General features: G+C 65.8%; 18 protein-coding genes. 10 read left to right on the top strand and 8 right to left on the bottom strand.

Annotation, left to right across the window (positions count from 1 at the left end; translation table 11 throughout):
- Positions 1 to 35: 35 nt before the first annotated feature.
- From E4L96_RS01300 to E4L96_RS01280, 5 genes are read left to right on the top strand one after another with little or no spacing between them, the layout of a single operon-like run.
- Positions 36 to 1,250 (top strand): TIGR04063 family PEP-CTERM/XrtA system glycosyltransferase, encoded by a 1,215-nt coding sequence (locus E4L96_RS01300; protein WP_135205444.1) that lies wholly within the window; start codon positions 36 to 38, stop codon positions 1,248 to 1,250.
- Between the two features lies 1 nt (position 1,251).
- Entirely contained in the window at positions 1,252 to 2,382 is a 1,131-nt protein-coding gene (locus E4L96_RS01295) for a glycosyltransferase family 4 protein (RefSeq protein WP_135205434.1), read from the top strand.
- Positions 2,379 to 3,752 (top strand): phenylacetate--CoA ligase family protein, encoded by a 1,374-nt coding sequence (locus E4L96_RS01290; protein WP_135205433.1) that lies wholly within the window; start codon positions 2,379 to 2,381, stop codon positions 3,750 to 3,752. Before E4L96_RS01295 ends, E4L96_RS01290 begins: the two co-directional genes overlap by 4 nt.
- Complete coding sequence (locus tag E4L96_RS01285; protein WP_135205432.1) at positions 3,749 to 5,119, top strand: putative O-glycosylation ligase, exosortase A system-associated; 1,371 nt, start codon at positions 3,749 to 3,751, stop codon at positions 5,117 to 5,119. Before E4L96_RS01290 ends, E4L96_RS01285 begins: the two co-directional genes overlap by 4 nt.
- On the top strand, positions 5,116 to 6,087 hold the full coding sequence (locus E4L96_RS01280) for a polysaccharide deacetylase family protein (protein ID WP_229414173.1): 972 nt from the start codon (positions 5,116 to 5,118) through the stop codon (positions 6,085 to 6,087). The genes E4L96_RS01285 and E4L96_RS01280 overlap by 4 nt, the downstream gene beginning before the upstream one ends.
- 69 nt (positions 6,088 to 6,156) lie before the next feature.
- On the opposite strand, the gene E4L96_RS01275 is transcribed toward E4L96_RS01280, so the two are convergent.
- From E4L96_RS01275 to E4L96_RS01245, 7 genes are all read right to left on the bottom strand, one after another.
- Complete coding sequence (locus E4L96_RS01275; RefSeq protein ID WP_135205431.1) at positions 6,157 to 6,993, bottom strand: OmpA family protein; 837 nt, start codon at positions 6,991 to 6,993, stop codon at positions 6,157 to 6,159.
- A gap of 23 nt (positions 6,994 to 7,016) precedes the next feature.
- Complete coding sequence (locus E4L96_RS01270; protein WP_167758562.1) at positions 7,017 to 7,856, bottom strand: OmpA family protein; 840 nt, start codon at positions 7,854 to 7,856, stop codon at positions 7,017 to 7,019.
- 83 nt (positions 7,857 to 7,939) lie between these two features.
- Positions 7,940 to 8,263, bottom strand: a complete 324-nt coding sequence (locus E4L96_RS01265) for a hypothetical protein (RefSeq protein ID WP_135205429.1) — start codon at positions 8,261 to 8,263, stop codon at positions 7,940 to 7,942.
- Positions 8,264 to 8,573: 310 nt separating this feature from the next.
- On the bottom strand, positions 8,574 to 9,023 hold the full coding sequence (locus E4L96_RS01260) for a hypothetical protein (RefSeq protein ID WP_135205428.1): 450 nt from the start codon (positions 9,021 to 9,023) through the stop codon (positions 8,574 to 8,576).
- A 273-nt stretch (positions 9,024 to 9,296) separates the two neighbouring features.
- A complete protein-coding gene (locus E4L96_RS01255; protein WP_135205427.1) occupies positions 9,297 to 9,614 on the bottom strand; it encodes a hypothetical protein in 318 nt (105 codons plus the stop codon).
- Positions 9,615 to 9,680: 66 nt separating this feature from the next.
- Positions 9,681 to 11,672: a kojibiose hydrolase gene (locus E4L96_RS01250; protein WP_135205426.1), complete on the bottom strand. Its 1,992-nt coding sequence runs from the start codon at positions 11,670 to 11,672 to the stop codon at positions 9,681 to 9,683.
- A gap of 85 nt (positions 11,673 to 11,757) precedes the next feature.
- Positions 11,758 to 14,235, bottom strand: coding sequence for a TonB-dependent receptor (locus E4L96_RS01245; RefSeq protein WP_135205425.1), 2,478 nt, complete (start codon positions 14,233 to 14,235; stop codon positions 11,758 to 11,760).
- A 256-nt stretch (positions 14,236 to 14,491) separates the two neighbouring features.
- On the opposite strand from E4L96_RS01245, the gene E4L96_RS01240 reads away from it, so the two are divergent.
- Genes E4L96_RS01240 through E4L96_RS01220 form a run of 5 tightly spaced genes read left to right on the top strand, consistent with a single transcriptional unit; the run spans position 14,492 to position 20,789 of the window.
- Positions 14,492 to 15,451, top strand: a complete 960-nt coding sequence (locus tag E4L96_RS01240) for a LacI family DNA-binding transcriptional regulator (protein WP_229414172.1) — start codon at positions 14,492 to 14,494, stop codon at positions 15,449 to 15,451.
- A gap of 43 nt (positions 15,452 to 15,494) precedes the next feature.
- Positions 15,495 to 17,819 (top strand): glycoside hydrolase family 65 protein, encoded by a 2,325-nt coding sequence (locus E4L96_RS01235; protein ID WP_229414171.1) that lies wholly within the window; start codon positions 15,495 to 15,497, stop codon positions 17,817 to 17,819.
- Entirely contained in the window at positions 17,816 to 18,457 is a 642-nt protein-coding gene (gene pgmB / locus E4L96_RS01230; RefSeq protein WP_135205423.1) for a beta-phosphoglucomutase, read from the top strand. Before E4L96_RS01235 ends, pgmB begins: the two co-directional genes overlap by 4 nt.
- A 42-nt stretch (positions 18,458 to 18,499) precedes the next feature.
- Complete coding sequence (locus E4L96_RS01225; protein ID WP_135205422.1) at positions 18,500 to 19,732, top strand: MFS transporter; 1,233 nt, start codon at positions 18,500 to 18,502, stop codon at positions 19,730 to 19,732.
- Between the two features lie 43 nt (positions 19,733 to 19,775).
- A complete protein-coding gene (locus E4L96_RS01220; RefSeq protein WP_135205421.1) occupies positions 19,776 to 20,789 on the top strand; it encodes a substrate-binding domain-containing protein in 1,014 nt (337 codons plus the stop codon).
- 40 nt (positions 20,790 to 20,829) lie between these two features.
- On the opposite strand, the gene E4L96_RS01215 is transcribed toward E4L96_RS01220, so the two are convergent.
- Positions 20,830 to 21,201 carry a YciI family protein gene (locus E4L96_RS01215; protein ID WP_135205420.1) on the bottom strand — a complete coding sequence of 124 codons (372 nt, stop codon included), beginning with the start codon at positions 21,199 to 21,201 and terminating at the stop codon, positions 20,830 to 20,832.
- Positions 21,202 to 21,228 lie beyond the last annotated feature (27 nt).

The raw sequence follows: 21,228 nt of genomic DNA, 5'->3' as shown, positions 1-21,228 counted from the left end.
GCGACTCCAACTCCAACTCCAACAATCCCGCCCCGCTGCGCGTGCTGCACGTGCTGGACCACTCGATCCCGCTGCACAGCGGCTACACCTTCCGCACGCGCGCGATCCTGCGCCAGCAGCGCGCGCTGGGCTGGGAAACCTTCCACATCACCAGCACCAAGCAGGGAGCGTCCAAGGACGCGCACGAAACGGTGGACGGCCTGTGCTTCTACCGCACGCCCGCCTCCACCAGCTGGAAGAGCAAGCTGCCGGTGCTGAACCAGCTGGCGGTGATCGATGCGCTGGCCGCGCGCCTGCTGGAAGTGGCGCAGGAGGTCAAGCCGGACATCATCCACGCCCACTCGCCCGCCCTGAACGCGATCGCCGCGCTGCGCGTCGGCCGCAAGCTGGGCATCCCGGTGGTGTACGAGATCCGCGCCTTCTGGGAAGACGCGGCCGTGGACCACGGCACCAGCAAGGAGTGGGGCCTGCGCTACCGCATCACGCGAGCGCTGGAGACGCATGCGGTGCGCCGCGCGAATGCGGTCACCACGATCTGCGAAGGGCTGCGCGGCGAGATCGTCGCCACCCGCGGCATCCCGGCGGACAAGGTCACGGTGATTCCGAATGCGGTGGACGTCGAGGACTTCACGGTCGGCGGCGTGCGCGATGAAGCGCTGGCGCGCCAGCTGGGCCTTGAGGGCAAGCAAGTGCTGGGTTTCATCGGCTCCTTTTACGCCTACGAGGGCCTGAACGTGCTGCTGGACGCGCTGCCCGCGATCCTGAAGAAACAGCCGGACGTGCGCCTGCTGCTGGTCGGCGGCGGGGTGCAGGACGCGAACCTGAAGCAGCAGGCCAAGGACCTCGGCATCGCCGACAAGGTGATCTTCACTGGCCGCGTGCCGCACAGCGAAGTGCAGCGCTACTACGACCTGGTGGACGTGCTGGTCTACCCGCGCCTGAAGATGCGCCTGACCGACCTGGTCACGCCCCTCAAGCCTCTGGAAGCGATGGCACAGGGCCGCATCCTGGCCGCGTCCGACGTGGGCGGCCACCATGAACTGATTGAAGACGGCAAGACCGGGGTGCTGTTCCGCGCCTCCGACCCGGCCGCGCTGGCGGACAAGGTCTCCGCGCTGCTGGCCGACCCGGGCAGCTGGCCCGCGCTGCGCGTGCAGGGCCGGGCCTTCGTCGAAAATGAACGCAACTGGGCTGCCAGCGTGGCGCGCTACAAGCGTGTCTACGGCGCGCTCGTTCGGAAGGAAGCCTGAGATGGATGGCAGCGGCCAGAGCTCCGGCCCGGGCGCGCTGCGCCTGGGCCTCGTTGGCCCGCTGCCGCCGCCCTCGGGCGGGATGCCCAACCAGACCCTCCAGCTGCAAGTCCTGCTCCGCAATGAAGGGGTGGAGGTCGAGATGGTGCGCATGAACGCGCCCTACAAGCCGGAATGGGCGGGCCGCATCAAGGGCGTGCGCGCGCTGTTCCGCCTCGTGCCCTACCTCGCGCACCTGTGGTCCGCCGCGGGCCGCGTGGACGTGTTCCACGTGATGGCCAATTCCGGCTGGTCCTGGCATTTGTTCGCGGCACCGGCGATCTGGATCGGCCACCTGCGCGGCACGCCGGTGGTGGTCAACTACCGGGGCGGCGAGGCGGAGAGCTTCTTCCGCAAGGCGCAGAAGGTAGTGGGCTTCTCGCTCAAGCGCGTGGACCGCACCATCGTGCCCTCCGGCTTCCTGCAGGATGTGTTCGGCCGCTTCGGCTTTGTGTGCGAGATCGTCCCCAACATCGTCAACCTGGAACGCTTCAATCCTGTTCCGCTGCGCGCAGGCGCAATCGAGCCCCACATCCTCATCGCCCGCAACCTGGAGCCGATCTACGACAACGCCACCGCGATTCGCGCGCTGCCGCTGGTGCGCGAACGCTGCCCGCAGGCGCGCATGACGGTGGCGGGCAGCGGCCCGCTGCGCGCGGAGCTGGAGCAGCTGGCGGCGGAGCTGGGGCTCAAGGACGTGGTGACTTTCACCGGCCGCGTGGACAACGCCGGCATGGCCGCCCTGTACCAGGCCGCCGACGTGATGGTCAACCCGACCCTGATCGACAACACGCCCAACTCGGTGCTGGAGTCGCTGGCCTGCGGCGTGCCGGTGGTGAGCACCCGCGTGGGCGGCGTCCCGTACATCGTGCAGGACGGCGAAACGGCCCTCCTGGTGCCGCCGCAGGACCCGCGCGCCATGGCCGACGCCATTGTCCGCGTGGCCCAGGACCGGGCTTTGGCCGCGCGCCTGCGCGAGAACGGACTGCGGCACGTACAACAATTCACCTGGACGAATGTGAAACCGCGCCTGCTCGGCGTGTACCATAGCGTGATCCGGCCGCGCGCGGCCAAAGCAGCCACCACCCCATGACGAAGAACCTGACCCCTGGACCCTACACCGCCCTGATTTCCGGGCTGCTGTTCCCGGTCCACGAACTGCTCAAGAAGCACCGCACGGTGGCGGTGCGCAAGCGCATGGAGGAGACCCAGTACTGGTCCCCCGAACGCCTGCGCGCCCTGCAGCTGGAACGCCTGCGCGCGCTGCTGGTGCGGGCCGGGTCCAAGTCGCCGTACTACCGCGATACCTTCCAGCGCATCGGCTTCGACCCGGCGGCCATCACCTCGCTCAAGGACCTGGAGCGCCTGCCGCTGCTGGACAAGCCCACGATCCGCGCCCACAGCGACGGCATCCGCGCCGAAGACGCAGGCACGCTGGCGCGCTTCAACACCGGCGGCTCCAGCGGCGAGCCGCTGATCTTCTACATCGGCAAGGAGCGCGTCAGCCATGACGTGGCGGCCAAGTGGCGCGCCACCCGCTGGTGGGATGTGGACATCGGCGACCGCGAGATCGTGGTCTGGGGCTCGCCCATCGAACTGGGTGCGCAGGACCGCATGCGCGCCGTGCGCGACACGCTGCTGCGCACCGAGCTGCTCCCTGCCTTCGAGATGTCGGAAGCGAAGCTGGATTCTTTCGTGGCCCGCATCCGCGAGCGCAAGCCCCGCATGCTGTTCGGCTATCCGTCCGCGCTGTCCCACATCGCGCGGCATGCCGAGGCGCGCGGCCAGCGCATGGACGACCTGGGTATCCGCGTGGCCTTCGTCACCTCCGAAAAGCTGTACGACGAGCAGCGCGCCCAGATCGAACGCACCTTCGGCTGCCCGGTGGCCAACGGCTACGGCGGGCGCGATGCGGGCTTCATCGCCCACCAATGCCCGGCCGGGAGCATGCACATCACGGCGGAAGACATCATCGTCGAGACGCTCGACCAGCAGGGCCAGCCCGTGGCGCCCGGCGAGGCGGGCGAGATCGTGGTGACCCACCTGGCCACCGGCGACTTCCCCTTCATCCGCTACCGCACCGGCGACATCGGGGTGTTGGGTTCCGAGCAGTGCGCCTGTGGCCGCGGGCTGCCGCTGCTGAAGGAGATCCAGGGCCGCAGCACCGACTTCCTGGTCGCGCGCGACGGCACGGTGATGCATGGCCTGGCGCTGGTGTACATCCTGCGCGACATGCCGGTCGTGAAGTCCTTCAAGATCGTGCAGGAGTCGCTGGACCTGACGCGGGTGCAGGTGGTGCTGGAACAGCCACTGGACGACGCCATCCGCGCGCAGATCGTCAAGGGCTTCCGCGCCCGCCTTGGTGCCGAAGTGGAGATCGAGGTCGAGCAGGTGCCGGAGATCCTGCCCGAGAAGTCAGGCAAGTTCCGCTACGTGATCAGCAAGGTGGATAGCCGGGCATGAGGGACATACTCGTCGCGCTGCTGGTCTTCGGGTCGCTGCCGTATATCTTCAAGAAGCCGTACTTCGGTGCGGTGATGTGGGTGTGGATTAGCGTGATGAACCTGCACTCGCAGGGCTGGGGCTGGGCGCGCTCGTTCCCCTTCGCGGCCATCATCAGCGGGGTCGCGGTGCTGGCCCTGGTCACCCACAAGGGGCCCAAGAAGCTGCCGCTCACGCCCGTCACCGGCACCTTCCTCGCCTTCATGCTGTGGATGTGCATCACCGCCATCGCGGCGATCCACCCGGAGGCGGGCTACGACCAGTGGGTCAAGGTCATGAAGATTTTCGGCATGACGCTGGTGGTGCTGATGCTCATGAAGGAAAAAGAGCACATCAACGCGGTGATCGGCTGCACGGTGTTCTCGCTGGCCTACTACGGCGTCAAGGGCGGCATCTTCACCATCCGCAGCGGCGGCGGGGATCGGGTCTGGGGCCCGGCGGGCACCTTCATCGAAGGGAACAACGAGATCGCGCTGGCGCTCATCATGATCATCCCGCTGATGATCTACTGTATCTCGCTGGTGCAGAACAAGTGGGCCAAGCGCGGCATCGCGCTGTCAACCGCGCTGTGCGCGCTGTCCGCCCTCGGCTCATATTCGCGCGGTGCGGCCATCGCGCTGGCGGCCATGTGTTTGTTCCTGTGGCTGAAGAGCTCCAACAAGGGCAAGACCGGCTTGGCCATCCTGGTGCTGGCGCCGGCCATGCTGATGTTCATGCCGAGTAAATGGTTCGAGCGGGTCGACACCGTCAAGACCTACGAGGAAGATGCTTCCGCCATGGGCCGCATCAACGCGTGGAAGATGGCGACCAACCTGGCGCTGGACCGGCCGCTGGGCGGTGGCTTCGAGGTCTACACGCCGGACGTGTTTGCGATGTACGCGCCGGAGCCCAAGGACATCCACGCGGCGCATTCGATTTATTTCCAGGCACTGGGCGAGCATGGCTTCGTCGGCCTGGGTCTCTACCTGCTGCTCGGGTTCTTCACCTGGCGCACGGGTAGCTGGAACATCAAGCACGCCAAGCCCTATCCGGACCTCAAATGGGCGGTGCATTTGTCGACCATGAGCCAGGTCGGGCTGCTCGGCTTTGCGGTCGGGGGTGCGTTCCTGAGCCTCGTGTACTTCGATGTCCCGTATTACATCATGTGCGCGCTGGTGGCGACCCAGCAGGTGGTCAAGAAGGAGCTGGCGGCAAAAGCGGCAGCCGAGAAGGCGGCCAAGTCCGCAGCAGCAAAGGCGGCAGCCCTCGGCGCGGACCTCCCCCTGCCGCCCGATGCGGTGCAGGCGGAGCTGGAACCGGCCCGCGTACCGAAGAGAGCCCACTCATGACCCAGTTCGATTTCAACCTGCTCGGCCGCGCGGCCATGCGCCTGATGTCCCCCGGCGGGCGGCGCGGGCTGTCGATCCTGATCTACCACCGCGTGCTGCCGCAGCCGGACCCGCTGTTCCCCGGTGAGGTGGACTGCGTGGAGTTCGAGCGCCAGATGCAGCTGGTGAAAGCCTGCTGCAATGTGCTGCCGCTGCCGGAGGCCGTGGCACGCGCACGGGCCGGCACGCTGCCGCCGCGCGCGGCGTGCATCACCTTCGATGATGGCTATGCGGACAACGCCACCAACGCGTTGCCCATCCTGCGCCGCCTCGGCCTGCATGCGACCTTTTTTGTCGCCACCGGCTTCCTCAACGGGGGCCGCATGTGGAACGACACCATCATCGAAATGGTGCGCGCGGCGCCGGACCAGATCGATGCGAGTGCGCTCGGCTACCCCGTGCATGCCACCCGCACCATCGAAGAGAAGCGTGCGGCCGTTCCAGCGCTGATCATGCAACTGAAGTATGTGCCGATGGAAGAGCGGCTGGAGCAGGTCAATCGGCTGGTGCAATCCACCGGCCTGGCCCTGCCGGATGATCTGATGATGACCACCGCCCAGGTGCGCGAGCTGCACGAGGGCGGCATGGAGATCGGCGGCCACACGGTCAACCACCCGATCCTGGCCCGCTTGCCGCTCGATGCGGCGCGGCGCGAAATCGCGACCGGCAAGGCGGAACTGGAAACGATGATCGGCCAGCCCCTGCGCCTGTTCGCCTACCCGAACGGCAAGCCACGGCAAGACTACCTGCCCGAACACGTGGCGCTCGCGCGCGAACTCGGGTTCGAGGCTGCCGTGTCCACAGCCTGGGGCCGCAGCGACAACACGGACCTGTTCCAGCTGCCGCGCTTCACGCCCTGGGACCGCGACCGCCTGCGCTTCATGGCGCGGCTGGCGCGCAACCTGTCGTTCGAGGCCGAACGGGTTTGATCAGGAGGCCGCGGCGCGCGGCCTGATCCTCGTACAGCAAAGGGCCGCCTGCGCGCGGCCCTTGTCACGTCAGGACTTGACCAGCTCCACGCGGCGGTTCTTCGCGCGGCCATCTTCGGTGCGGTTGTCCGCCACCGGCTGCGTGTCGCCCTTGCCGTCGGCCTTCAGGCGCCTGGCATCGATGCCGCCGGCCGCAAGTGCCTTCAGCACCGCGTCCGCACGCTTCTTCGACAGGTCCAGGTTGGCCTTCTTGTCGCCCACGTTATCCGTGTGGCCGACCACCGTCAGCTTGAGGGACGAGTCGTTCTTCAGCAGGGCCACCACCTCAGCGATCAACGCCTGCGATTCCGCCTGGATGGTCGCCTTGCCGGTGTCGAACAGGATGCCGTTCAGCGCCACGAAGCCATCCTTCCTGATCGCATCGGCCATCTGCGTCGAAGTGAACTCCAGCTTCTGCTCCATGGCCGCCACGTCGACGATGGTGAGCTGGTAGCGGAAGCCGTCGTTTTGCACCTGCATCAGCATCCAGCGCTCGCCGCCACCGGGCAGCGGCTGGCGGAAGGTCATGTCGCCGTCCGCGTTGCGAAACAGAAGGCTGCCACCGGCCTTCTTGAAGGCATTCTCGTAGTTGCGGGCCAGTTCCACGGTGCTCGGCTGGCGCGCACCTTCCTTGAGGATGTAGTCGACGAACCAGAACTTGCCGCCCTTGGTCACGGTGCCCGTCTTGACGGGGAACGCGACTTCGTTGAAGTCATTGTGCTGGCTGTTATCGATGAAGAAGTTCGGGAAGCGCGCGATGTCCGGGTGCTCCACGGTGCCTTCGTTGTCGGCCGGGTCGCCGGCCAGCGCGAAAGCGGAAACGAAAGCCAGCAGGAGCGCGGCCAGCCATTTGGTCCAGATAATCATGTGGGTTCTCGGAAAAATAACGATCAGGCTTTGACCAGTTCCACGCGGCGGTTCTTCGCGCGGCCTTCCTCGGTGCGGTTGTCGGACGAGGGCTGGGTGTCGCCCTTACCGTCGGCCTTGAGGCGCTTGGCGTCGATGCCGCCGGCCACCAGCGCCCTCATCACGCTGTCCGCGCGCTTCTTCGACAGGTCCAGGTTGGCCTTCTTGTCGCCCACGTTGTCGGTGTGGCCGACCACGGTGAGCTTGAGCGACGGGTCGTTCTTCAGCAGCGTCACCATCTCGGCGATCAGCGGCTGCGATTCGCCTTGGATGGTCGCCTTGCCGGTGTCGAACAGGATGCCGTTCAGCGCGACGAAGCCATTCTTCTTGATTGCCTCGGCCATCTGGCCCGCGTCGAACTCCAGCTTCTGCTCCATCGGCGCGACGTCGACGATGGTCACCGTATAGCGGAAGTCACTGGTCACGTGCAGCAGCATCCAGCGCTCGCCGCCGCCGTCCATGGGCTGGCGGTAGGTCGCCTCGTTGCCATAGGGGCCGCGAAACACCAGCGCGCCGCCGACTTTCTTGAAGGCGTTCTCGTAGTTCTTGACCAGCTCCGCCTGGCTCGGCGCGCGCGCGCCTTCGTTCAGCACGTAGTCGATCACCCAGTGCTTGCCGCCTTTGGTGGTGGTTTGGTTGCCCTTCACCGGAAAAGCGAATTCGTTGTAGTCGCTCTGGGCGCTGGTGTCGAGATGGAAGTTGGGGAAGCGCGTCACCTGCGGGTGATCGGCGGTGCCCGGCACGTCGTTCGGGTCGCCCGCGTGGGCGAGGGTGGCAGTGAGCGCGAAGGTCAGCGCGGCGAGCAGCCGGGTCCACGCAATCATGATATTTCCTGTATGCAAGTTGAGACTGGGCGCGAGTCTAGCATGCATACAAACCGGGGTAACGCCCCCCGGCAGGGGGCAGCTCAGGCTGAGGGCGGCGGTTCGCCGGGGCGGCGCAGGCGGCTGAGCAGGGCCTCGACGCTGTCGCTGACGGGCTGGCCGTGGCGGCGCAGCAGCTGCACGTTTAGCACCATGTTTTCCAGCACCAGCTTGGCGGAGACGGCCAGCAGGGTCATGAGCTTGTCTTCGGTGCTGAAGCTCTCCATCGACGCGGCCATCTCGCACAGGTGCGTGGCCACCAGCTCGCGCAGCTCCTGCTCGGGGAAGGGGAGGTCGGCGAAATCGATCGGGTCTTCGAGTTCCACCTCGTGCATCAGCTTGGCGAGTTGCTGGGGCTGGATCGGCATGGCGGCTCCGGAAGTGGCGGTGAGGCCATCATAGCCAGATTTCGGCCCGCGCTGCCACGCGATCGTGATGCGGCCGGGCCGCTCGGGGGACCGGGCGGGGGGGACACCTTGAAAACAACGGTTTCCTCCTCGGCCGCACTCTTTTGCACTCTTTCGCACTCTTTCGAGATCAAGCCGCACTCTTTCGCGCGCAAACGAGACGCTTCTGAAAAGTTCTGAGTGCGTTTGAGATGCGCAGGAGTGCCTTTGAGTGCGTTTATCCCGACAAAAGAGTTTGAACGCGGCGCAACCGAGTGCGTTCAAGATGCGCCTATCCGTAGAGGCCGTTCGGTTGTTGAGCCCGGCAAGATGCGGCCGGACGCCACTGTGTTTCGTAGGGGAAGAGCAAGCTGATCGTCTTCCATGCATTGCGCCCGGCCTGGCCGAAACGATTGGCGAAGCGGTGTGGCGAGGTGGGTTCGTTGTCGCAAATGAGGCGGTCTCCCTGCACGGTGGCGTACCAGACCGTACCGGCCACCTCGGTGCGCAGGCGGGTGCCGTCGGGCAGGAACAGGTTCTTCCAAAGATAGCCCCGCACGTTCGTGCTCGGTGCGTCGGCGGCGCGACGGCGGGCGTTGGCCAGCCATTCGCGCACGGCCAGCGTGATCACGACGTGAATATTGCTCGGGTGGCGGACATCGAGAAGGTAGGTCTCCAGGGCCCGGTAAGTGTCGAATTCGACGTACGCGGCCACGGGAGACGTGTAGATCTTGTTCGTCATCTTTTTCTCCTCATCTGCACTCTTTTTAGTTGTTGAACAGACGCTTTCGCACTCAAAGAGATCTTGTTCACACTCTTTTTTAGACCGATGAGTCGCAAAAGCGTTCAAAAGAGTGCTGCCTGCACTCGTTAGAGGAGAAAAGAGTGCAAAAGAGTGGGGCTAAGGAGGAGCGGGGAAAAAAGGACTATACAGGGTCGGATAGCTCCCGAGCCTTCACCGCAAAGGCAAACAGGTCGAGACGCGGCACGCAAGGCCGCGCGCCAGTACAGCGGGTCAGGCCGCGATGTTGATCAGGCGGCCGAGGGGCTGGCCTTCGCTGTTGACGGAGCTGCGCAGGGTGCCGGTGGCGGCGCTGGACTGCGAACGGAGGACGGTGTCGATGGCAGGTGCCGAGGGCGGGCCGACGGCTTCGCGGCGGCGGTCGTACAGGGAGTCCAGCGAGCGGGCGTCGCGCGCCAGCTGGCGCTGGCTTTGTTCCAGCGCGGACTGGTCAGCGTCCACCTGCGCCTGGTCACGCGCGACGACGCGCTGCGCCTGCACGAGCTGCGCCTGGAGACTGGTGAGGCTGGAAAGGGTGAGGGTTGTGGCCACGACCGGTTGTTATCGTTGCGACAGCCCTCAGCGTAGGACAAAAGTGGCAATAATTCAACTTTTTTGTCACGGCGCGGCGCCATCCCGCACGACGCGCACACCTTTCCAGCCCGTCGGCAGCACGGCCGGGCGCTGCACCACGCCTGCATCGGTGAGGTCGACCCCGCCGAAGCCGAAGATCATGGTCTGCAGCGTCCCGCCCGCGCCGGTGGCGAAATACGGGTTGCTGCCGCCCGCCGTTTCGGCCAGCACGCCGAACGGGCCGACCTTGTTCGGCTGGTAGCTGCGCTGGAACATGGCGTACGCCTTGGCCGGATCGCCCTGGCGCGCGTACAGCGTCGCCAGCGTGGACCAGCCCATGGCCGGGCCCTCGGGCGACATGCGCTTTTCGTAGTACGCCAGGTCGCGCGCGATGCGCTCGCGGCCAACGACGATGTTCAAAGGGTAGGCCAGCAAATTCGCGTCCGCCTGCTTGATCGGCACTCCGTCGTAGGTACGGTTCTCGCGTGTCGTCCCGTCGGGGAAGGTGAGCACCGGGATGTTGTCCGCTACATGTTCCCAGTCCGGGTTGGGCGCCAGACCGAGTTCACGCGCTGCCTGCGCGGCGTAGCGCAGCACGGTGATCGCCATGCCGTTGGTGAAAGCGTTGTTGTCGATGTTCTCCTGCCACTCGTTGGCGCCGATGACGTTATTGATGTCGTAGTGGCCCGGCCCATGCCGCTCCACGCGGCTGGCCCAGAAGTCCGCCACTTCCTTCAGCACCGGGTAGCCGCGCTCGCGCAGCCACGTTTTGTCATGCGTGGCCTGGTAGTACTTCCAGAAGGCCCAGCCCACGCAGCCGGTGATGTGCTGCTGGAAGGGCCCCGTGAGCGCCCATACGGGCGTGGCCTCCTGGCCTTCGCTGGCGGACTCCCACGGGAACATCGCGCCCTTGTAGCCATGCGCGAAGGCGTTGCGCCGCGCCGCGTCCAGGCGCTGGTAGCGGTATTCGAGCATGGACCTGGCCAGCTCCGGGTGCAGTACCAGCAGGGGTGGATACATCCACAGCTCGGCGTCCCAGAACACGTGGCCGTTGTAACCGAGCCCCGAGAGTCCCATCGGCGAGAGGCTGTCGCTGGTGCCCTCGCGCGCAAACGAGTACAGGTGGTAGAGCATGAAGCGCACGTCGCGCTGGATGGCCGGGTCGCCGTCGATGACGATATCGCTGCGCCACAGCTGGTCCCACGCGCGCTGGTGCGCGGCCAGCAAACGCGCGCGGCCTTCCAGCGCGGCGTAGATGGTCAGGCGTTCGGCTTCGTTGTGCGGGTCGGCCACCTGGCTGGAGGCGAGCATGGAACCGGCGACCGCGAAGGTATAGCGCTCGCCCTTCGTCAGGTGGCGCGTGAATTTGGTCCAGTGGCGGTTGTAGTCCCAGTCTTCGTGAATCAACGCGGCGCGTTCGCCGTTCTCGAAGATGAAGGCCGTCGATGCAGCCACGGTGTGGCGGCCGGACGGGCTCTTGCCGACGGAGGTGGTGAGGCCGATGCTGGCGTGCGGCCGGTCGATCAGCGCGTACAGGTTCTTCACCTCGCGCAGCACGTCGGGCGACTCGATTACGCTGGCGGGAGTCACGTCCACGTCCGCCTGTGCGGTCAGCTCCACCACGGCCAGCGCGGAGTAGGGCAGCTGGCGCAAGGCGGCCAGGGTGTGCTTCACGTGCAGCTTGCCCGGCACCTCGAAGTCCGTCACGAGCTGGGCGCTCTTCATGTCCAGGCGCTGGGTGAAGTTGTTCACCGTGCTGCCGTTCACGGGCTGGCCGTTCACGTCCAGCGTCATGTTCATGAAATTGAAGCCCTTGAGGATGTTGTCCACGCGCCCGCGGCCGTAGGTGTCATAGGCACCAGCCAGCACCACGTCGGCCACCTTCATCGGTTCGGGGGAGGAGACCAGGCCGAGGACACCGTTGGCGACGGTGACGCCGTGATATTTGGCGGGATCGATCCGGGTGGCGGCCACCGACCACGGATCGTCGGCGGCATGGACGCCGAGGGGCAGCAGCAGGAGCGCAAGGAATTTCATCGGTCACTCAAATAAAAAACCGGACAGGCCATGAGCATAGCCTGTCCGGTAAGACCAGGAGGGAACGGTCAGAAAGATCTACAAATCAGAAGCGGTAGGTCAGCGAGGCTTCCCACGCACGCCCGAAGATCGGGCGCCCGAACACCACGCCGCCAGTGCCGCTGCCGATGATGCGGGCATTGCCTTCGGTGAGGCCAAACTCATTGGTCAGGTTGGTACCGGTGAGGCGCACGTCCACGCGATCGCCTACCGAAACCAGCACGCCCGCGTCGAGCGTCTTATACCCCGGCAGCAGCTGCAGGTTCTGGGTGTCGGACCAGCGGTCGCCGATGGTGGTCCAGGTGGCGTGCAGCTTGACCGAGCCCCAGTCCATCGGGATGCGGTAGCTCGGAGTCAGGCGCGCCTGGAACTTCGGCTGGCGCTGGACGCGGTTGCCGTTGGTGCCCGCGGCGGAACCGGCCGGGAAGTCCTTGTAGGTCGAGTCCTGCCAGTCGCCGGTGAAGGACACCTGCAGGTTCTGGATCGGGCGCACGGCCAGTTCGAACTCGACGCCGTTGCCGCTGGAGCCGGCGATGTCATTGACCTGGCGGCCGTCCGACAGGATCTGGCTGAACGGCAGGCCCTTGAAGTCGGTATGGAACGCGGTCACGTAGGCGCTGTACAGGGTGCCGACGGTCTTGAAGCCGACCTCGTACTGCTTGATCTTCACCACCGGTGCGGTGCCGGCGGAATCGCGCAGGGTGTCGAACTGCGGGAAGGCCACGCCGGAGTTGATGCGGGCGAACAGGTTCATGTCCTTGGCCAGCTTGTAGCCGCCGCCGATGGTATACGACCACTCCTTGTCGGTGCGGTGGATCGAGGTGTTCCCGCCCGAGAGCACCGAGGCGTTGTTGTTGTACACGGTGAGCGGGTTGTTATCCAGGTCCACCGACTTGGGCACGGACATGGTGCCGTCCACGCGCTGCTGCTCGTAGCGCACGCCCGCGTCCACGCTCAGGCGGTCGTTGACCTTCCACTCGTCGGCCAGGTAGCCGGCGGTGTTATGGCCGTTCCAGCGCTCGTCCAGGGTGAAGAAGGAGGCGCCATCGTGGCCGGCACCGGAGACCACCACGCCGTTATCGAGCTTGACGTCGACCGGGCGCGCGTTGTTCTGCGCGGTCATCAGGGTGCCGTTCCCGAGGTACCACTCGTCCTGGGTGGAGAAGTCGGCGAAGTACAGGCCCGCGGTCAGGGTGTGGCCTGGGGCGATCTCCTTGTTCACGCGCAGTTCGTCGGTGAAGGATTTCAGGTCCTTGTCCACCGACCAGATGCCGGCCGAGAGGATCTGCTGGCTGCCCGCGACCGCGCCGCCGCCGTTGCTGTAGGTGGCGGTGCCGCCGGTCGCGAGGCGGCCGCCCGCTGCGGCCACCACGGCCGCATTCGCGTTGGCCGAGGCCACGGCCTTGGCAATGTAGGCCGATGCGGTCATCGGCGCGTCGCCGGTGAAGATGGCCAGGGTCGGCGCGGTGCCGGACAGGTAGCTCGCCTTGTTGGTCACGTTCCAGCCGTTGATGCGCTGCTGGAAGTCCATGCCCGCGACGGTGGTGTGCAGGCCGCGGCCATCGGCCAGGTCCTTGTTGAGGGTCTGGCCGTTGGGGCCCACTTCGAGGCGCACGTTGCGCAGTTCATTCGAGCCCAGGGTGCCGGTCAGCGGGTCGAAGCCGGGGAAGGCGCTGGGCTGGTCGCCGGAATTGGCGGCAGCGACCAGCGGCACGCCGGTGTAGAAGGCGTTCTTGTCGTTGGTGACGCGGGTCCAGAAGGTCACTTCGCCGTCCTGCAGGCGGCGCGTCAGGCTGGCGCTCACCTGGCCGCCGTCGTCGGCCGGGAACTGCGCGTCGCGCACGCCCTGCGAGGTGCGGTGGAAGCCGCCGATCATGCCGTACCAGTTGTCAGCCAGCTTGCCGCTGTAGACCGCATCGACCCGGCGCTGGTTGCCGGTGCCGGTGGTGAAGCGCACCGACCCTTCGGGATCGTCGCCGCCTTTCTTCAGGATGAAGTTCATGGTGGCGCCGGGCTGGCCGTTGGAGAACACGGTGGACGGACCGCCGCGCAGCACCTCGACGTGATCGACCGTGTCGTCGATGCGGAAGAGGGAGGAGTTCTCGAGGAAGGACAGGGTCGGCGCCGGGTACAGCGGATTGCCGTTCAGCTGGACCGTCACGAACGGCGCGTCGCCGCCCGAGGGGAAGCCGCGCACCTCGATGTTGGCGCCCGCGTTGCCGCCCGTGGACTCGGCGAACACGCCGGGGACGATCTTCAGCAGGTCGGCCGTGCTGGAGGCGGCGGCTTCCTTGATCTGGGCTTCGCTGGCGGTGGTGATGGAGTAGGTGGCGTCCAGCTTGCGCACGCCGTTGGTGGCGGAACCGGTTACCACGACCTGCTGCATCTCCTGGGCGACCGCTTTCTGCTCGCCGGCGGCAGGGGCGGTGGCCTGGGCGTCGGTGGTTTGGGCGTGGGCTTGCTGGGTCAGGGCCAGCACGGCCAGGGCGATGGCCGACAGCTGGGGAAAGGCTTGCGTTTTCATGTGTGTGCTCTCTTGTTGGTATGCCTGCGGCGGCGTCTCCGGCCGGTCTTCGTGCTGGTCATGGTCTTCCGTCAACACAAAGTGGGGCCATTGAAACAAGAAATGTTATCGATGTCAACGAAAATGTTATCGATAACATTTTTCTCGACGGGCAAACAATTTCTGTCATAATGCGTTCAAACCGGTAACTTCCCAGCAATACATCCCTATGCCCGCCCCCAAGAATGCGTCGCAAAAAAGCGACAACGGACTGACGATGGAAGATCTCGCCAAGCTGGCGGGCGTCTCCACGATCACCGTATCGCGCGCGCTGCGGGGGAGCGACCTGGTCACCGAAAAGACGCGTGAGAAGATCCAGAAGCTCGCCGCCGAGCAGGGCTACCGCTTGAACATCAGCGCCCGCAACCTGCGCATGCGACGCTCGTATTCGGTGGCGGTGGTGGTGGAGATGGCGCCGGTGAAGGCGCGGCCGATGTCGGATCCGTATCCGCTCGAACTGCTGGGCGGGATCACGCAGGAGCTGACCACCGCCGGGTACAGCGTGGTGCTGACCTCCAAGCACCTGCTGGACACGGCGCCGGTGCAGGGCGCCGATGGCGTGATCCTGCTGGGCCAGGGTTCGCACGGCGAGGCGGTCAAGGCACTCGATGGCATCCGCCTGCCGCTGGTGGTGTGGGGTGCGCCGGACGGCGATACCACGCACGTCACGGTGGGTTCGGACAACCGCAAGGGCGGCCAGTCGGCGGCGGAGCGCTTCCTGGAGCTGGGCCGGCGCAAGCTGGTATTCCTGGGCGACGTGGACCACGCCGAGGTGCAGGAGCGCTGCGCGGGCCTGATCGATCACATGGCCGGGCGTGCGACGGTGCACATCATCCGCCCCAAGGCCTTCACCTTCGAGGCGGGCTTCGACAGCGTCTCGTCACTGCTCAAGAAGAAGGGCGCGGCCTTCGACGGCCTGCTTGCCGCCAGCGACCACCTGGCCATGGGCGCCATCCGTGCACTCACCGAGGCGGGGCTGCGCGTGCCCGATGCGATTTCCGTGATCGGCTACGACGACACCCCCAGCGCGGCCAGCTTTGTCCCGCCGCTGACCAGCGTGCACCAGTACCTGCGCGATGGCGGGGTGCTGCTGGCGAAGAAGATGCTGGCGCTGATCGACGGCCAGTCCGTCCATTCCGAGACCCTGCCGACGACCCTCATCGTCCGGCAGACCTGACCCCCTTTCACTCATAACGATTAGCCCGAACAGGACCACTGAAGTGAACAATGTTATCGATAACATAGGCGCCCTCCCGGCGGAACCCTGGTGCATCCGCGAGCAGGCGCTCGACCCGGCCCGCGCGTTTTTGCACGAGACGCTGTTCGCGCTCGGGAATGGCTACATCGGCATGCGCGGCACGCACGAGGACTTCGGCACGGTGGCCGATGGGACGCTGGAAGGCACTTACCTGAACGGGTTCTACGAGAACGAGCCGATTCACTATCCCGAGAACGCCTACGGGCTGGCGCGCACCAATGAGTTCATGCTCAATGTGCCGAATGCGAAGCGGGTGGCCTTGTTCGTCGAGGGCGAGGCCTTCGATCCTGCGGCAGGGCGCATGCTGGCGTATGAGCGGGTGCTGGATGTGCGCACCGGGGTGCTGGAGCGGCGCATCGACTGGGAGTCCGCCAGTGGCAAGCAGGTACGCATCGTGTCGCGCAGGCTGGTGTCGTTCGCGCGCAAGCATGTGGCGGCGGTGGAGTATGCGGTGACGGCGCTGAACTTCAGCGGTCAGGTGCGGATCGAGTCCTTTGTCGACAGCGCCGTGACCAATCTGCTGGCGGGCGACGATCCGCGTGTCGGCTCCGCGGTGACCGGGCCGTCGCTGGAAGTGGTGCAGCGGGACGTCGATGATGCGCAGGTCCTGGTCCTGCAGCGTACGCGCAACAGTGGCTTTTTGCTGGCCACGGCGACGCACACGACGGTTGTTGGGGGCGCTTTTGTCGAGCGGCGAGGGGAGGGGCAGGCGTTCGAGGCGCAGCTGGCACAAGGTGCCACGGTCACGCTGTGTAAGGTCATCGCTTACGTGTCTTCGCGCGACGTGGCTGAAGATGATGTGGCGTCCCATGCATTGAACGAGCTAAAGCATGCATCGAGCGCCATGTTTGCCGCGCTGGCCGCCGAGCAGTCCGCGTACCTGGCCGACTTCTGGCGCCAGGCCGACGTGGAAATCGTGGGCGACGACGCCTTGCAGCAGGGCGTGCGCTTCAACCAGTACCACCTGCTGCAATCGGCGGGCCGGGACGGCAAGACCAATATCGCGGCCAAGGGTGTGACCGGAGAAGGCTACGAAGGCCACTACTTCTGGGACACCGAGATCTACATCTTCCCGTTCCTGCTCTTCACCAAGCCCGAGATCGCCCGCGCGCTGCTGCAGTACCGCTACCACGGCCTGCCCAAGGCCCGCGAGCGCGCCCGCGCGATGTCGCACGAGCAGGGCGCGCTGTACCCGTGGCGCACCATCGCGGGCGAGGAATGTTCGGCCTACTTCCCGGCCGGGACGGCGCAGTACCACATCAATGCGGACGTGGCCTACTCGGTGCGCCTGTACCTGGAAGCGACCGGGGACTTCGACTTCATCGCGCAATATGGCGCGGAGATCGTGCTCGAGACGGCGCGTATCTGGCTCGGCATCGGCAGCTACGACATGCAGGGCCGCTTCTGCCTCAATGCCGTGACGGGGCCGGACGAGTACACGGCCATCGTCAACAACAACTACTACACCAATGCCATGGCGCGCATGCATATGCGCTTTGCGGTGCAGGTGGCGGAGCGGCTGCGCGCCGAGCGCCCGGCCGATTACGCCCGCGTGGCCGCCGCGATCGACCTGCGGGGTGACGAACTGGCCGCCTTAACCGCAGCCTGCGACAGCATGCGTCTGCCGTACGACGACACGCTGGGCATCCACGCGCAGGACGACAGCTTCCTGTCCAAGAAGCCGTGGGACTTCGCGAATACGCCGAAGGACAAGTACCCGTTGCTGCTGCATTTCCACCCGCTGGTGATCTACCGCCACCAGGTTTGCAAGCAGGCCGACGTGGTGCTGGCGCTGCTGCTGCTCTCCGATGAATTCACGCTGGACGACAAGAAGCGCGACTTCGACTTCTACGAACGGGTGACGACGCACGACTCGTCGCTGTCGTCCTGCATCTTCAGCATCATCGCGGCGGAAGTGGGCTATCGCGACAAGGCCTACGAATACTTCATGGAGACCGCGCGGCTGGACCTGGATAACACCCACGCCAACACTGAATACGGCGTGCATACGGCGGCGATGGCGGGCACCTGGCTGGGCGTCGCCTATGGGTTCGCAGGCATGCGCCTCTCGAACGGCACCCTGCGCTTTGCGCCGACGCTGCCCGCGCAGTGGCAGCGCTACCGCTTCAAGGTCCACGTGCGCGGCGCACTGCTCGATGTGGTGGTGGACGCGCATGGCGCCATGTACACGCTGGCGGAGGGGGACGAGCTGGCATTCACCCACCATGGCCGCGAGGTCAAGCTTTCGAAAACCCAGCCCGCGCAACGCATGGGAGACGCAGCATGAGCCGTTTCAAAGCCGTGATCTTTGACCTGGATGGCGTCATCACCGACACCGCCCACTATCACTATCTCGCGTGGAAGCGCCTCGCCGAATCGGAAGGCGTGCCGTTCGACGAAGCCTTCAACGAACACCTGAAGGGCGTGGACCGCATGGGCTCCCTGGACCTGATTCTCGCGCGCGGGTCCCGCTCGTACACGCAGGACGAGAAGCTGGCGCTGGCGGATACCAAGAACCGCCACTACCAGCAGCTGATCGCGACCATGACGCCGGATGACCTGCTGCCCGGCGCCCTGCGCGCGCTGGAAGAGGTGCGTGCGGCAGGCCTGAAGACCGGTCTCGCCTCCGTCAGCAAGAACGCCTTCACGGTGCTGGACCGCCTGGGCATCCGCGACCGCTTCGACTATGTGGTGGACGCGGCACGCATCGCCAACAGCAAGCCGCACCCGGAGATCTTCCTGACGGCGGCGCAGAACCTCGGCGTGGCACCCGGGGACTGCCTCGGCGTCGAAGATGCCGTCGCAGGTGTCGCATCGATCAAGGATGCGGGCATGTACGCCGTTGGCGTGGGCAGCCCGGAGGTGCTGACGCGGGCCGACCGTGTGATACCGTCCCTGCAGAAATTCAGTCTGCAAGACTACTGAGTACCGAAACAAACGCGCATAAAAACCAATAAGGGAGACAGCGTGAACAAAAAGCGGATTCTGCTCGCACTATTTCTGATCTACTTCGTCTTTGCCATCCTGCTCAACTCCGTGGGCACGGTGATCCTCCAGGTCATCAACAACTACGGCATCAGCAAGTCCTCGGCCAGCGTGCTGGAAGGTTTCAAGGACCTGCCGATCGCCATCGTGTCCTTCCTGGTCGCCTCCTGGCTGCCGCGGCTCGGGTACAAGAAGGCGATGCTGATCGCACTCGCCATCGTGGCATGCGCCACGCTGGCCATGCCGCTGTACCCGGCGTTCGGCACGGCCAAGCTGCTATTCCTGTGCGTGGGCATTTCGTTCGCGCTGGTGAAGGTCTCGGTGTACTCCACCATCGGCCTGGTGGCGGCGGACCGCAAGCAGCACGCCGGTATCACCAACACGCTGGAAGGCTTCTTCATGATCGGCGTGCTGAGTGCCTACTGGGTCTTCGGCTACTTCATCGATTCGGACCATCCGCAGTCGCACAGCTGGCTGAATGTCTACTGGCTCTTGTCCGCCCTGTGCATTTTCACGTTCGTGCTGGTGCTGTTCACGAGCTTCGACGAGCACGAGGCGGCGCCGCCGGACAGCAGTGGCCCGGTGCGCGACTTCTTCGAGATGCTTGGCCTGATGGCGCGTCCTCTGGTGTGCGTGTTCGTGCTCACCGCCTTCCTGTACGTGCTGGTGGAGCAGGCGCTGGGCAGCTGGCTGCCGACCTTTAACAACGAGATCCTCAAGCTCCCCGCAGCCATGAGCGTGCAAGTGACCAGCATCTACGCCTTCTGTCTGGCCGTCGGCCGCCTGTCCGCCGGCTATGTCATGCGCCGCATGAACTGGTACCCGGTGATGAACATCTGCGTGCTGGCGATGGGCGCGATGGTCCTGCTGGCGCTTCCGCTCACGCAGAACGTGGCGCTGGACCCGAACGTGAGCTGGTCCACGGCGCCGGTGGCGGCCTTCCTGTTCCCGTTCATCGGCCTGTTCATGGCGCCGATCTACCCCGGCATCAACTCGGTCATGCTCAGCTCCCTGCCCAAGCACCAGCACGCACCGATGACCGGGCTGCTGGTGATCTTCTCGGCGTTGGGCGGGACCACTGGCTCGCTGATCACAGGCTATGTGTTCGGGCGCTTCAACGGTCACTTTGCCTTCTACCTCACGCTGGTGCCGATTGGGCTGATGCTGGCGAGTTTGTTCTTCTTCAAGCGGCATGTGGACCGGAATGCAGGGTGACATGGTTATAATCGCCGGCTGATGTCTAGACATTGCGGCAATCATGACAACGAATCTCAAAAGCCTCGCCCTGGCCCTGGGCATGTCCAAAACCACGGTGAGCCGCGCCCTGAACGGCTACCCGGAGGTCAACGCCAACACGCGTGAGAAGGTGCTGGCGGCGGCGCAGGCGCTGGGCTACCAGGCCAACCCGGTGGCGCGCAGCCTGGCACTGGGTCGGACCAACATCTTCGGCATCATCTATCCGCTCGCGCAAACGGACCTCGGCGATCCCATGTTCCTGAATGTGGTGGGCGCGATGGCCGCGGCCACCGAGGAACGCGGGATGAACATGATCGTCGCGCCCGTGTCGCCGGAAAACGAGATGCGCGCCTATGACCAGATGCTGCGCGGGCGCCGCGTGGATGGCCTGGTGGTGGCGCGCACACTGGTGTATGACCAGCGCATCGAGTACCTCGCCAAGCAGAATTTCCCTTTCGTGGCGCATGGGCGCACGGTGCTCGGGCAGCCCTATGCATGGTTCGATTACGATCACGATGCCGGGGTCGCGCAGGCGATCGAGTACCTGGTCGGGCTGGGGCACGAGCGTATCGCGATGATCTCCGCGCAGCTGGAGCTGAACTTTGCGCAGCAGCGGCGCGAAGCCTTCCTCAACGCGATGCACGCGGCAGGCTTCCCGGTCGACCCGCGCTACCTGGTCGACCGCGCGCATGACCGGCGCTCGGGCTACCAGGCCGTCCAGCGCCTGCTGGCCTGTTCGCCGCGCCCGACCGCCATTGTGGTGGACAACCACCTGTCCGGCATCGGCGCCGTGCGCGCGCTGCTCGATGCCGGCATCAAGATCGGCGAAGAGATGTCGGTCATCGTGTGGGGCCCGATGGAGGACACCCTGGTGCCCCACGTGACCGTGATCGACCAGCCCGGCCTCGCGGAGGCGGGCCGCAAGATGGTCGAGATGCTCGCCGCCCTGCGCGACGGCACCGCGGCCGCCGAGCTGCAAGTCCTCTGGCAGCCCATCCTCCGCCCCGGCACCACCACCGGCCCCGCGCCGCGCTGACCGTGCTGCCGGCCGCGCGTCACCGCGGGCCGGCGTCCCCTCATTCGTTGACGATCGTCTCGGACTGCCGCTCTGTCAGGCCGCGCACCTCCACGCTGCCCATGGCGGCGGCGGGGAGCTGGGCGGCCCATTGCGTGGCCTCTTCCAGCGAAGGCACGTCGATGAGGTAGTAGCCGCCCAGGTGCTCCTTGGTCTCGGCGAAGGGGCCGTCGACGATCTTGTGGCGGCCCTGGCGCACGCGCACCGTCGCAGCAGTGCGAGCTCTCTGCAGCTGGGCGCCGCCCTTCAGGATACCGGCAGCGGCCATCTTTTTCGTCACCTCCGTAAAGCCATCCGAGACGCGTGCACGTTCGTCCGCAGGCATGGCGTCCCACATGTTCTCGTCGGCGTAAATCAGCAGCATGTATTGCATGGTCAGTCCTTTCGATGGGTTGTCCGG

The organism is Zemynaea arenosa, assembly GCF_004614185.1.
Lineage (GTDB): Bacteria > Pseudomonadota > Gammaproteobacteria > Burkholderiales > Burkholderiaceae_D > Telluria > Telluria arenosa.
Note: the sequence above shows the minus strand (reverse complement) of the source record. Positions and strands in the feature narration are given on the sequence as shown.

What these genes read in the sequence shown, in the direction of transcription:
- E4L96_RS01295 (WP_135205434.1), top strand. Translation starts at nt 1,252, where the DNA reads ATGGATGGCAGCGGCCAGAGCTCCGGCCCGGGCGCGCTGCGCCTGGGC.
- E4L96_RS01290 (WP_135205433.1), top strand. Translation starts at nt 2,379, where the DNA reads ATGACGAAGAACCTGACCCCTGGACCCTACACCGCCCTGATTTCCGGG.
- E4L96_RS01285 (WP_135205432.1), top strand. Translation starts at nt 3,749, where the DNA reads ATGAGGGACATACTCGTCGCGCTGCTGGTCTTCGGGTCGCTGCCGTAT.
- E4L96_RS01280 (WP_229414173.1), top strand. Translation starts at nt 5,116, where the DNA reads ATGACCCAGTTCGATTTCAACCTGCTCGGCCGCGCGGCCATGCGCCTG.
- E4L96_RS01275 (WP_135205431.1), bottom strand. Translation starts at nt 6,993, where the DNA reads ATGATTATCTGGACCAAATGGCTGGCCGCGCTCCTGCTGGCTTTCGTT.
- E4L96_RS01270 (WP_167758562.1), bottom strand. Translation starts at nt 7,856, where the DNA reads ATGATTGCGTGGACCCGGCTGCTCGCCGCGCTGACCTTCGCGCTCACT.
- E4L96_RS01265 (WP_135205429.1), bottom strand. Translation starts at nt 8,263, where the DNA reads ATGCCGATCCAGCCCCAGCAACTCGCCAAGCTGATGCACGAGGTGGAA.
- E4L96_RS01260 (WP_135205428.1), bottom strand. Translation starts at nt 9,023, where the DNA reads ATGACGAACAAGATCTACACGTCTCCCGTGGCCGCGTACGTCGAATTC.
- E4L96_RS01250 (WP_135205426.1), bottom strand. Translation starts at nt 11,672, where the DNA reads ATGAAATTCCTTGCGCTCCTGCTGCTGCCCCTCGGCGTCCATGCCGCC.
- E4L96_RS01245 (WP_135205425.1), bottom strand. Translation starts at nt 14,235, where the DNA reads ATGAAAACGCAAGCCTTTCCCCAGCTGTCGGCCATCGCCCTGGCCGTG.
- E4L96_RS01240 (WP_229414172.1), top strand. Translation starts at nt 14,492, where the DNA reads ATGGAAGATCTCGCCAAGCTGGCGGGCGTCTCCACGATCACCGTATCG.
- pgmB (WP_135205423.1), top strand. Translation starts at nt 17,816, where the DNA reads ATGAGCCGTTTCAAAGCCGTGATCTTTGACCTGGATGGCGTCATCACC.
- E4L96_RS01220 (WP_135205421.1), top strand. Translation starts at nt 19,776, where the DNA reads ATGACAACGAATCTCAAAAGCCTCGCCCTGGCCCTGGGCATGTCCAAA.
- E4L96_RS01215 (WP_135205420.1), bottom strand. Translation starts at nt 21,201, where the DNA reads ATGCAATACATGCTGCTGATTTACGCCGACGAGAACATGTGGGACGCC.